The following is a 12214-nucleotide window of genomic DNA, read 5'->3' as shown; positions in this document are numbered from 1 at the left end:
GGATGGGTTGGCTCCCGCAACGGAATGTTGAGGGAAAAGCGAATGTCTAACTTTGGACATTATGCAAGGAGTATCCTTTACTTGTAAAGGGGTTTCCACCGATGTGAAGGCAGGGTGCGTTTAGCGATGCCAGAAGAGTTCGTGCCGGTTCAGCTCGGCCGCAAGGACGCGTCCGGGCAGATTGCCCGCCAACTGCGGAGGGCGATCAGCGTCGGCCAATGGCTACCGGGAGAGCGGTTACCCTCCGAGCTTGAGCTGGCTGAATCGTTCGATGTGGCACGGGCAACCGCCCGGGAAGCACTGAAGATCCTGGCGGCAACAGGACTCGTGGTTTCATCCCGCGGAAGCAGGGGAGGGACCTACGTCGCGGTGCCCGATGCTGAGACCGTCGCCGAACAGCTCAGTGACGCCATCCGATTGTGGTACCGGGCAGGCAACGTCTCCCTGCATGACGTCGACGAGGCGCGCTGGGTGCTGGAAATGCAATGCGTCGATCTGGCCGCAAGGCGGCGCACGGAGGAAGACCTTGAGGCGATCTACCAGCCGATTCACCTCGCTTCGAACCCCGACCTCGACCTCGCTGAATGGCTTCAGCTCGACATTGAGTTCCATACTGCGATCACCAGGGCCGCAAAGAACCAGATTCTCGAACTCGCGATGATGTCCGTGCATCTCATGCGGCCGGCCACCAACACCGTCTTCGTCGATCTGCTGGACCGCGAAGCCGTCTGGGCGCAACACACGGTCATCTACCAGGCCATAGCGGACCAAGACCCGGGAGCCGCCCGGGCGGCATTCCAAGGCCACGTCGGATACCTCGACGACACCCGGCGCAAGGCACTGGCGGACATCAGCGCGACGGACATTTTCGTGGCAACGCTCCCCGACTCGAGCCGACTGGCGGCCTCGAGACCCCGCACTGAATAACTGCATACACTGGCCCGCGACGGGAGCTGTGGGTCTTTGACGCGCCGCTCCCTCAAGGCAGCCGGCCTAGCATCTCGCGGCATTTCTCCCGACCCGGAAAAGGGCGCTTCCTATCCAAGACCGCGTCGCCCTTTTGGTGCGGGGTGCCGATTGAATGATGATCTCGGTTTGGCTTTTGCGGTCCGCGACCGGGACGGCGACGCATTCTGCCCGGCTAGAGTCGATGAGGCTTCGTTCACGAACCGTCGGGGCCGACTGCCCGTTGCCCGATTAGCGCTGGAACCGGCCCCTGGTGGCGAGCACGCCAAGGTCGGACGTGACGTCCCGCACCCCATCACAATGGTCAAGCAAATGTCGGCTTCCGACGTCTTGGCGCGGGACCCACACAACCCTGGAATCCTGGGTCATGGAATGAACAACCGCCTCGTAATTGGTGCCGTCAGGGCCGATAACATCAACGTCGGTTTTCGGTTCCAACGTGCTCCAGTCCTGTTGGACGTGGGACACCTTCTCTATGAGGGAAATGGTTCTCTTCAACGGGTGACTCCGCCGTGATCGGGTGGATGGGCCGGGCGAACGCCTCGGCCCATCCGGATGGAACCTCAGGGGAGGCGGATGGGCTTGAGTTCTTCGAAGCGGTCGCCGGGGCCGGGGTTCTCCGCCGGCGATGAGCCGCCCAGCTGGTTCATCACGCCCCACACAGCGTTCAGGCCTGTGGTGACGGCTCCGTCGGCCCAGCCTCCGGTCCAGGAAACGTCATCGCCTGCAAGGAAGATGCCGCGGTGTTCCGGCGGGTGGCCTTCCTGCATGAAGTGGGTGTAGAGCCGTTCCTGGTAGCGGTAGTGGCCTGGGAGGTTGTCACTGAAGGCGCCCATGAAGTTGGGGTCGTCCTCCCACGAGACAGTGATGGGGTCGCCGATGATGTGCGAGGCGATGTCCACCGTGGGGTAGATCTGCCTGAGGGAGTGCAGCATGAGCCGCACCCGCTCGTCGGCATCCAAGGGGAGCCACTTGAGTGCGTCGTCGTTCCAGGTGTAGGACAGGCAGATTAGCGCGGGCTGGTCCGGGCCGTTGTCCAGGAGATAGGTTCCGCGGGTGAGCCTGTCTGTAAGGGTGGTGCTCATGACCTGCCGTCCTGTTTCCGGGTCGATGTCCTTCCAGAAGGGCCGGTCCACCACCACGAAGGTCTTGGACGACTGCATGTAGTGGCTGCGTTCGATCGCGGTCCAGAGTTTGTGGCTGAAGAGCGATTCGTCGACGTCGATGCGCGCCGAGAGCAACCAGCTCTGGCACGTGGCGATGACCGCCGGGTATTCGGCAGTCCGTCCCCAGCGGTCCGTGACGGCGATGTCGCCGGGGCCGCCGCCGTCGTTCTTCACGCGCGCGACGGCGGCAACGGCGCCGCGGGGGTGGCCGCCATGTAGCGACGCCAGGCTGGTGCCCGTGGGCCAGTGCGTGAGGTTTTCCGGTGCATGCTGCCACAGGCATTCGGGGACTAGTTGCGCTCCTCCGATGATGCGGTGCTGGTCTGCGTCTGCGTCGACGTAAACCACCCTGAGGATTTCCAGGAACGAGTCCGGGAAGTTGGTGTCCCAGCCGCCGGTGCCGAAGCCGACCTGGCCGAAGGCTTCGCGGTATTCGAAGGGCAGAGCGGAGAAGGCTTTGGAAGTGGCGAGGTAGCCGGAGAAGGAAACGTCGTCGAACTTCGGGACCAGTTCGTTCCAGAGTCTCTTGATGGTGGCCAGGTCGCGGTTCCGGATGGCGTCCTGCATCGCCGTGAAGTGGGCGCGTTCCTCGAGGCAGTCGTCCCATGCTGCGGCGACGTCGCCGAAGAACTGCGGAAGATCCGCGGCGGTTTCGGCGTAGTGGGCCTTGCCGCCGAGTTCGATCACGGTGCTGCCCGCCGCCGGCGTCAGCGGGTTGGGAAAGGGCTGGGTTTCGATCCCGAGCTTATCGGCATAGTGGAAGAACGACCTGCCCGAGCGGGGGAAGCGCATGCCGCCCAGGTCCGCCACAGGTCCGGCCTGACCTTCAGGACGGCCGGCACGGAGGCGGCCGCCGATCCTCGAGGATTCGTAGATGATCGGTTTGAGGCCCATCTTCATCAGCTCGTACGCTGCCACCAGCCCGGACAAACCGGCCCCGATGACAGCGATCTCAGTGCCGTGCATGTGTTCCGGCACCGCCCCGAGGCCGGCCGGGTGCGCGAGGTAGTCGTCGTAGGGGAACGGGAAGTCCGGGTTGAGCATGGTGATGGGGGCCGCCGCCGGGAGGGACCCTGCTGCGGGGGTTGTTGCTGCGATGGTCACTGCTGTCCTTACAGGTGTGAAGAGGGGATGGATTGCGTGAAGCGGGCCAGGTAGTCGGTATCCCTTCGAGCCTCAACCAGGGTCTGCAGGTCAATGTCGGCGACGATGAGTTCGCCGTCATCGGCTGCTGCCGAGAGCTGCCGGCCGTAAGGGTCGGCGATGGTGCTAAGGCCTGCGAAGTTTGGTCCGGCGTGGTTGGCGTAGGCGATGAAGAGCTGGCTTTCGAGGGCGCGGGTTGGGACCACCATGGCGGGGATCAGCCGCGTGTTAAAGGGCTGGCCGCCGGCGTCGTCCGTGGCACGCAGCGGAACGGCCGTCGGCACGCACAACAGCTCGGCGCCCGCCAGGGCGGTGGACCGCACGAACTCGGGGAACTCGACGTCGAAACAGATCCCCAAGGCGATCTTGAAGCCGCTGAATTCGACGACGGCGGGCGGCTCGGTTCCGGGCGTGAACACCGATTTCTCGTCGGCGCCAAACAGGTTCTGCTTGCGGTAGCGGGTCAGCTCCGCGCCGTCGGGGCCGAACAGGGAGGCGCTGATGTAGTGCCTGCCGGCCTCGTGTTCGACCGTGGAGGCCACCAGCGCGATGCCGTGGCCCGCGGCGATAGCCGCGAGCTGCTGCCGGTGCGTGGTGCCGTCCGTGCCGTGGACCAGGGTCGGGGCGTAGCCGCTGGCGAACAGCTCGGGGGTGACGAGCAGGTTTGCGCCGCGTTGCCGGGCTTCCTGCGCCCGGGCGGCGATGCGCCGGATGTTCTCCGCTGCCGAGTTGACCAGGCCGGTGGCCTGCAGGACCGCTACACGCAAGCCGGGCTGGCGCGCTGCTGTCATTTCGCCCCGTCGAGTTCGCCGCGGCAGAGGCGGGCGACGACTTCGGTAAGCATGTCCACCCCGGCGCAGGCGTCGTCGTCGTGCGTGAACTCGCGCTCGTTGTGGGAGATGCCGTCCACGCTGGGGACGAAGAGCATCACGGTGGGGACGATGTCTTTCATATTGATGGAGTCATGGCCGGCGAGGGTGAACACGGGTGCGTGGCTGAGCTCGAGTTTGTCGGCGCATTCGCGGGCGAGGTCGACGCCGGCGGGCTGGTACGGGTTGAGGCCCCAGGCATGTGATTGCTGGACGTCGATGGTGACGTTGGCGTCGGACTCGATCCGCGTGATGCCCTCGTGGAGCAGCTTCTGGGCGGCGGCGAGGACTTCCTCGTCGGCGCTGCGCAGGTCCATCACCAGGTCCACCCTGGACGGAACCACCACGGGCGAGTTGGGGTAGACATCGAGCTGGCCGACGGAGGTGTGCAACACGGCGCCGGAGAAGGCTTGGGCGGTTTCCCGCAGCAGCACCACCAACATCGAAGCGCCGAGCAGGGCGTCCTTGCGGTCGGCGATGACCGCCGAGCCGGTGTGGGCCTGCTCGCCGTGGACCGTGACGCTGTATTTGGCCGCGGCCCAGCAGGAGTGGACCAGGCCGATGGTGATTCCGGTGTCTTCCAGGGACCGGCCTTGTTCGATGTGGATCTCCGCGTACGCTGCCGCGGTGGGGCCCGTGCCCGTGCCCAGGTGGCCGATGGCTTCCAGTGCCTGGGCCACAGTGGTTCCTTGTTTGTCCTGGATTGCGAGGGCCTCCTCGACGGGGAGCTTGCCGGTGTACACGGAGCTGCCCATCATGGACGGGGCAAAGCGGCAACCTTCCTCGTTGAACCAGTCCACCACCGCCAGGTTGTACTTTGGCTCCTCGCCCGGAACGGTGGATTCCGCAAGGCGCCGTCCGGCATGCAGAGCGGCCGCGACCCCGTAGGCGCCGTCATACTTGCCGGCGGTCGGCTGGCTGTCCAGGTGGGAACCGACCAGCACATAGGGCGCACCGGGCGTCCACTCGAGGAGGGCGAAGACATTGCCGGTCCGGTCGACTTCGGTCCTGAACCCGTACTGGGCGGCCAGGGAGGTGAACCAGGCTCGGGCCTGCGCGTCGGCCGCGGTGGCTGCCTGGCGGTCCACGCCGTGCCCGGGGGTTTCTCCGATGACGGACAAGCTCCGGAAATCGCGCAGGAACGCCTGCGCGTCGGCTGTCGTGGTGGTGCTTTCAGCGGTACTCATGGTGATCAGCTTTCCTTCGGGTCGTTCTTAACAGGACTGGAGAGGAGCGGGAGGACATGGCTTCCCGGGTTGACGAGAGCGAGTTCGTTGACGCGTTTCCTGACGGCGAACCAGCCGATCGCCAGTGCAGGGATGAAGATGACAAGAGCTGCCACCGTGTAGGTGCCCACCGGGAAGTCGAACAGCATGAGGACCAAGACTCCGCCCAGGAAGGACAGCGTCAAGTAGGACGTCCAAGGAGCACCCAGCATCCGGAACGACGGGCGCTGGATGAGTCCTTTCTTGGACAGTTTGTAGAGCTTGAGCTGGCAGAGGACGATGGTTCCCCAGGTGCACAGGATGGCAAGGGCCGTTGCATTCAGGGCGATTTCGAAGGCCATGGCAGGGACCACTGCGTTCAGTCCGACCCCGAGCAGGGTGATGGCAGCGGTGAAGAGGATTCCGCCGTAGGGGACGCCGCCGCGGCTCATGCGCTCCATGAATTTGGGGGCTGCGCCGGTTTGTGCCATGGAGCGGTAGATGCGGCCTGTTGAGTAGAGACCGGCGTTGAGGCTGGAGAGGGCGGCAGTGAGGACCACGAAGTTCATCACGTCGCCCGCGCCGGGAACCCCAATGGCCGCAAAGAATGTAACAAACGGTGATTCGCCGGCTTTGTAGGCGTTGAATGGCAGCAGCATCGCCAGCAGGGCCGAGGATCCTACGTAGAAGATAGCGATACGGAAGATGACGGCGTTGACGGCTTTGGGCATGACCTTGTGGGGGTTTTGCGCCTCGCCGGCGGCGACGCCGATGAGGTCGATACCGGCGTAGGCGAAGACGATGCCCTGGACGATCACGATGGCAGGGAGCAGGCCGTTCGGCAGTAGTCCGCCGTTGTCTGCGATCAGGGAGAGACCGGGGCTGTGTCCCGCTACCGGGAAGTTGCCGGCGAAGAAGATGCCACCGACGAGGAGGAAGGTGACCAGGGCGCCGACTTTGATGACTGAGAACCAGAATTCGAGTTCGCCGAACAGCTTCACTGAGATGAGGTTTACCGCGGTGACGACACCCAACGCGGCCAAGGCCAAGACCCACTGGGGGACGCTGCTGAAGGCAGTCCAATAATGGAAGTACACGGCGATGGCTGTAATGTCCACGATGGCCGTGAGGGCCCAGGAAATGGCGTACACCCAGCCGGAAACATAGGCAGCCTTCTCCCCGTAAAATTCCCGCGCATAGGAAACGAACGATCCGGAAGAGGGGCGGTGCAGCACCAGCTCGCCAAGAGCCCGCAGGACAAAGAAAGCGAAGACGCCACAAATGGCGTAGATGATGGGGAGGACCGGGCCCGCGGAAGCCAAGCGGCCGCCTGCACCGAGGAACAACCCTGTTCCGATGGCACCGCCGATGCCTATCATCTGGATCTGCCGGTTGGAAAGGCCCTTCTTATAGCCTGCTTGTTCGTCCACGCGGACCGCCGTTGGTCGCTCCTGGACTGGATCTGCTGTGCTCATGGAAACTCCTGGATGTGATTGCCGCCACTGGGCGACAGGAATCGATCATTCCAGCGGATTCGACTCCCGCCAATGACAGGGAGCAGGAGAAAGAGGAGCAAAAATTGGATGAAAGTACAGTGCTTTTTGCGCAAGCCAGAGCCATGCTATTTGTATGTCACACGTGGAGGGGAAGAACTTGATCGAAGACGCACAGTGGCAGCGGATCATCGAACGTTTGGCCGGTCAGGTGCCTGAACTTGCGGAGAATTTCCTGGGCCGGATTCTCCTGGATCCGGCCTACACGGAATCCGGGCTCACTTTGGAAGACTTGAGGAGCAGCAGCGAAAAGTGCTTCAACGCAATGCTTGAGTCCTTGGCCAAGGGCGGCACGGACATGTCTTCATTGGAGCTGCTGGCTGCTGAGCTGGGCGCCAAGCGCGCGCAGCAGGGGATCCCCTTGGAGAGTCTGGTGCGGGCTATCCGGACCGACTTCTCGGTGCTCTGGGAGGCGCTCTCGGCACCGTCCCTTGGCGTCAATCCAGGGCTGCTGGTCCGCAAGACAGAACTGGTCTGGCAAGTAGTGGACACCTTTGCGGTCCGCGTCAAGGAAAGCTATGTCGCGGAGGCGGAGGATCTTGAGACAGCGACCGCGGATTTGCAGCATCAGTACCTTACGAAGCTCCTGGCAGCTGCCGAACCGTCGCCGTCGGACATGCTGCGCATAGCAGGTGCCCTCAAGATCGACCCTGGCGCCGAATTCTTGGTGGCCGCCATCAGCAGGGACGACAGCCTGATGCTACGCCGGCGGCTGGGGAGTTTGTCTGCACCGCGAGCCGTAGCGGGGTTCGCCTTCGACCAAGGGCACCACACGATCGTGATTCTGCAGCGAAAGCAAGGCCTGCGTCTCGACCTGGCGTTTGACGAGCGCGCTCTCTTCGAAGGACTCGCCGCCGGCGTCGCCCCCATTGCCCAGGGCATCGCCGGCGTCCGCATGGCGGTCCTTGCCGCACGGGAAATCATGGCCGACCTTGCGGTGGGTGAAACCGGTGTTTTTCGGCTCGAGGATCGTTGGGAGTCCGTGACGCGTTATCGTCTGGCGCAAGTAGGGTGTGATCCGGCCTTTCTTGTGGACCCTTATCTTCGCCGCTGCTCACCGGGGGAGCGGCAACGATTGTTGGAAACGGTCACGGTCTTTCTGGACTCCGGTAGCCTCTTGGAGACCTCCGCGATCCTCGGATGTCATCGGAATACGATCGTGAATCGCTTGGCGTCCTTCGAAAAGTACACCGGGCTTGATCTTCAGATGCCCCGCGGGGCTGCTATTGCGTTTCTGGCGCTGTCCAAGCTGCGGAGTCCTGATTCAGGCCGGCCGGCGATTTTTGCAGCGCGGCAATAGCTACGGTGGAAGCGCACTTTCCTGCTCCATGGCGACTGCTCGGAGTTGCGACGCGCAGCGCGGCGTCCTTCTGTCGTTCGCCCCGACGGCGGGACGTTGACCAGGATCGAGTTAAGGGCCTCACCGGACCGTATCCTCAAGGGCGAGGATCGTATCGAGTGACTCGCCGGCGGCGATGCGCGCCAGGATTGCCGGTTCGGCAGCATCCGAGGCTGCGGCCAGGTCCACGACGGCGCTGGCCGCTTCCCCGCTCAGCACCAGAACACCATTGCTGTCCGCGAGCACGATGTCACCGGGATTGACTGTGACGCCGCCGCACTGGACCGGTTCGTTCACGGCCGAGCCGGTGCCGTAGACGCGCTTCGTGGTGAGGGACGAGGTACCGCGGGCAAAGACGGGGAGCGCCGTCTGCCGCAGTTCCAGCAGATCGGTCGCCACACCATCCACGACGACGCCGGCGGCGCCTTGCGCTTTCGCCGCAGCGACCGTGACGGCTCCCACCGGCGCATGCCGGTGGTCGCCGGACATGTCCACCACCAGAACGCTGCCGGGAGTCAGGGCAAGCAGCGCGCGGTTCATGGCGATGGCGTCGTTGTCGACGATCCGGACGGTGACGGCCGGGCCGGCAATCTTGTCGGCGTCGATCCCGTCCTCCGTCAGCGAGTGTTCCAGTAGCGATTGGATGGCCGGATCGACAAATCCGTTCTCGAGGAAGTGACCGATCGTGGGGTAGCTGACCTCGGCAAGCCGCGCCAACAGGCCTGCCGAGGACAGAAGCTCCGCCGTGGAAGCCTGGCTCATGCGAGCACCGCCACGCATTCAATCTCGAGGGAGACTCCCCAGAGGCTCACGCACACCGAGGTGCGCGCGGGCATCGCCGGGCCGAAGTACTCCGTGTAGACGCGGTTGTACTCCTCGAGTTGGTCCTTGCTGGTCAAGTACGTGTTGACCTTGACCACGTGCGCCAGGCTGGAACCCGCTGCTTCCAGTACCGTACGCAGGTTTTCGATGGTCTGCCGGACCTGCCCTTCGAAGCTCTCCATTTGGTCATCCAGGCCCGTGATGGCCGGGATCTGGCCGGAAGTGAACACGAAACCGTTGGCGATGACCGCGTGGGAGAAGGGCCCGACGGCGGCCGCCTGGCCAGGAATCTCGGCGAGTCGGGTGACGCTGGCCGGATGCGTGGTGATCCCGGCCGCGTTAGTCGGTAGGGAATCGCTCATTTTGCAGCCGCTTCCACAGCATGCACGGGGGCCTCGTCGACGGCGTCGATGTTGCCGTGACGGGTTTCGGTCAGGACGAACAATGCCGCCAAGGACATCAATGCCGCGGCCGTGATGTACCAAGCAATCGAGGAGCTCTGGTGCGTGATGCCCAGGAGCCAGGTGGTGATAAACGGGGTAGCGGCGCTGCCGAGGAGGCCCGAGAGCATGTAGGCCACGGACAATCCGGAGTAGCGGACCGTGGAGCCGAAGAGTTCGGCCAGGAATGTGGCGATCGGTCCGTAGTTGGCAGCGAAAGCCGTCATCATTCCGAGGTATGCGACAAACAGAAGGGGGACGGATTTGGTGTCCATGAGCCAGAACATGGGGAAAGCGAACAGAGCCTCAGCTGCCACTCCGGCATAGATGATGGGCTTGCGGCCGTACTTGTCCGAGAGCTTTCCGAAGAAGGGGATGAGCACAAAGCACAGTGCGCAGGCTGCCAGGACAACCCAGAGCATGAGGCTCTCCGAGTGACCGAGGTCTTTCTTGCCGTAGGAAACACCGGAGGCAACCAACAGGGTGAAGGTGCTGCCGGTAGAGAGGGTGGCGATGCCGCCGAGGACAACTTGCTTCCAGTACTTGGCCATGAGGGTGGCAAAGGGCATTTTTGCCTTGGCACCAGCGGTCTTGACGGCCTGGAACGACGGGGTTTCTTCGATGTGGAGGCGGATGTAGATTCCGACAGCCACCAGGAGGCAGGATGCGAGGAAGGGGATGCGCCAACCCCAGCTGAGCAGCGCGTCCGAGCTGACGGTGGAAGCGACGATCAGGAACGCGACGTTGGCGACCAGGGTGCCAGCGGGAACACCTACCTGGACGAGGGAGCCGTAGAAGCCACGGCGCGCGGAAGGAGCATGCTCAACGGTCATGAGTACCGCGCCGCCCCATTCGCCGCCCAAGGCCAGGCCTTGGATGACGCGTAGCAAGAGCAGCAACAGCGGCGCCATGATGCCGATGCTGTTGTAGTCAGGCAGCAAGCCGATGGCGAAAGTTGCCGCTCCCATGGTGAGCAGGGAGATCAGGAGCATGGATTTGCGGCCGAGCCGGTCACCGAAGTGGCCGAAGATGATGGCGCCCACCATGCGGGCAATGTAGGCGGACGCGAAGGTGCCGAAGGCCAGCATGGTGCCGACAATCGGGTCGAAGCTGGGGAAGAAGATCTTGTTGAAGACCAAGGCGGACGCTGTTCCGAACACGAACAGGTCGTACCACTCGACGGTGGTGCCGATGACGCTGGCGAGGGCAATTTTGCGCATCTTGGCCAGGTCAAGCCTGGCTGCGGACGCGGAGGCGGTATCTGCCGTTTGGGCCATGAGAAGCTCCAGATGAGTATGGGGCGAGTGCCCGGGTGAGGATGCAGATAACTATCCTGTGTTGCGTACCACAGTTCAATGGCGGAATTTCCATCAAAAAACGGCAGAAAGTGTGTGTTCACACAACGGCCGCCTTCCGCCGTTTCCAGGCCCAGCCTCAGGCCCAGGCCACCACCAGCCTGGCCGCTTGCGCCGGCACGGCCAGATCGATGCCCGTGAGCTCCTGGAAGCGGTTGAGCCGGTTGAGGATGGTGTTCCGGTGGCAAAACAATTCCTGCGCCGTGGTGGTGATGTTGCCCGTATGGAGGAAATTGCGCACCGTCTCGGTCAGCCGCTCGCGCTCGCCGTCGCGGCACTCCGAGAGGGCGGACTCAAGATCGGCCCAAAGGTCCAGGCCCGCGTCCTGGAGTTGCTGCTTGGCGAGCCGGGCCCACGCTGCCGCGGCGGTCAATGGACCTCGGTCCGCCGGGTGGAGCAGCAAAGCGAGGCGCTCTGCCGTCCGGGCTGCGGACGGCAGGGCGCGCAGGCCCGAAAATCCCTCGACATAACCGCAAGGTATTCCGGTGATGGCAGCTGGAATGTAGGCCGGTCCTTCGTCTTGCCGGGCTGCGCCGCCGGATCCGGTGCCATGGGCCCGGGGCAACGCCCAGAAGACGTAGGTGCTGCCGCCGAATTCGTGGACGTAGAGCCGTTGGGACGGTTGGAGCCAGCCCCCTTGGGTGGCAACCGTCCGCAGTTTCGATGCTGCGTCCCCACTCGCTGCCACGATGGAGAACCTTGCTTCCGGGTCCGTGACCAGGGCCGCCGCGGCCTGGCTGATGGTGTCTGCCGATAGCTCGGACTTGCTGAACAGCCGGGCGATGAACTCCCGGCGGATGTTTGATTCCTCCTGGGCCATGCGGACCCGCTCGCTCGAATAGCTGGAATGGGTTTGGGTGGCAAACTCATCCACCACCCGCCACACCTGGTCCACACGGGACGTCAGGAGCACGGCGTCCTCCGCATCGGCAATTTGCCGGAGATCTGCCCAGAGAATGCTGAAATCCAGGCGTACGGCTGAAATCAGGGCCTCTGGCGAAATGCCGGCACGCGCCCGTTTGGCACCCAGTTCCGAGGCGAAACGCGCCAGCGAATCCTGGCTGCCGTGGGAGTTCGAATGGCGGAACCTCTCGTCCCGCAGTCCGTCGATGAGGCGCCGGAAAGTTTCACGTGCTGTGCTCCGCAATTCCGGCGAGCTCACCCTGTTGTCGGCATATTCGGGGATCTCCTGGACACGTGTCACGAAGAGCTCGACGAGTTCCTCCAGCCGCCCGTGCAGCCCTTCCACCAGCTCTCCCCATCGCGCGGTGTCGCCGGCATTCTCTCCATTGTGCATTCACACATTCTACGGCCGATTTTCCGTGGCGCAGAGCTAGTTTTTTTGGGTGGATCTAC

10 protein-coding genes are annotated in these 12214 nt (G+C 63.8%); 2 read left to right on the top strand and 8 right to left on the bottom strand.

Going from position 1 to position 12214, the window contains the following annotated elements:
* Positions 1–126: 126 nt before the first annotated feature.
* Positions 127–927, top strand: a complete 801-nt coding sequence (locus tag BMF89_RS01895) for a FadR/GntR family transcriptional regulator (protein ID WP_078105398.1) — start codon at positions 127–129, stop codon at positions 925–927.
* Positions 928–1529: 602 nt separating this feature from the next.
* Here the strand turns inward: BMF89_RS01895 and BMF89_RS01885 are convergent.
* From BMF89_RS01885 to BMF89_RS01870, 4 genes are all read right to left on the bottom strand, one after another.
* Entirely contained in the window at positions 1530–3176 is a 1647-nt protein-coding gene (locus BMF89_RS01885) for an NAD(P)/FAD-dependent oxidoreductase (protein WP_078105422.1), read from the bottom strand.
* 68 nt (positions 3177–3244) lie between these two features.
* Complete coding sequence (locus BMF89_RS01880) at positions 3245–4066, bottom strand: nitrilase-related carbon-nitrogen hydrolase (protein ID WP_078105396.1); 822 nt, start codon at positions 4064–4066, stop codon at positions 3245–3247.
* On the bottom strand, positions 4063–5331 hold the full coding sequence (locus BMF89_RS01875; protein WP_078105395.1) for a M20 family metallo-hydrolase: 1269 nt from the start codon (positions 5329–5331) through the stop codon (positions 4063–4065). The genes BMF89_RS01880 and BMF89_RS01875 overlap by 4 nt, the downstream gene beginning before the upstream one ends.
* Before the next feature lie 5 nt (positions 5332–5336).
* Positions 5337–6824: an amino acid permease gene (locus BMF89_RS01870; RefSeq protein WP_078105394.1), complete on the bottom strand. Its 1488-nt coding sequence runs from the start codon at positions 6822–6824 to the stop codon at positions 5337–5339.
* A gap of 154 nt (positions 6825–6978) precedes the next feature.
* Between BMF89_RS01870 and BMF89_RS01865 the strand changes: the two genes are divergently transcribed.
* Entirely contained in the window at positions 6979–8202 is a 1224-nt protein-coding gene (locus BMF89_RS01865) for a helix-turn-helix domain-containing protein (RefSeq protein ID WP_078105393.1), read from the top strand.
* Between the two features lie 120 nt (positions 8203–8322).
* On the opposite strand, the gene BMF89_RS01860 is transcribed toward BMF89_RS01865, so the two are convergent.
* The 4 genes from BMF89_RS01860 to BMF89_RS01845 form a co-directional block, all read right to left on the bottom strand.
* Positions 8323–9003, bottom strand: coding sequence for an RraA family protein (locus BMF89_RS01860; protein WP_078105392.1), 681 nt, complete (start codon positions 9001–9003; stop codon positions 8323–8325).
* Positions 9000–9425, bottom strand: a complete 426-nt coding sequence (locus tag BMF89_RS01855) for a RidA family protein (RefSeq protein WP_078105391.1) — start codon at positions 9423–9425, stop codon at positions 9000–9002. The genes BMF89_RS01860 and BMF89_RS01855 overlap by 4 nt, the downstream gene beginning before the upstream one ends.
* Positions 9422–10780: an MFS transporter gene (locus BMF89_RS01850; RefSeq protein ID WP_078105390.1), complete on the bottom strand. Its 1359-nt coding sequence runs from the start codon at positions 10778–10780 to the stop codon at positions 9422–9424. The genes BMF89_RS01855 and BMF89_RS01850 overlap by 4 nt, the downstream gene beginning before the upstream one ends.
* A gap of 157 nt (positions 10781–10937) precedes the next feature.
* Complete coding sequence (locus tag BMF89_RS01845) at positions 10938–12155, bottom strand: helix-turn-helix domain-containing protein (protein ID WP_078105389.1); 1218 nt, start codon at positions 12153–12155, stop codon at positions 10938–10940.
* Positions 12156–12214 lie beyond the last annotated feature (59 nt).

This window comes from Arthrobacter sp. SRS-W-1-2016, from assembly GCF_002009585.1.
GTDB lineage: Bacteria > Actinomycetota > Actinomycetes > Actinomycetales > Micrococcaceae > Arthrobacter > Arthrobacter bambusae_A.
The sequence above is the reverse complement of the archived record's forward strand: the minus strand, read 5'-3'. Positions and strand labels throughout refer to the sequence as shown.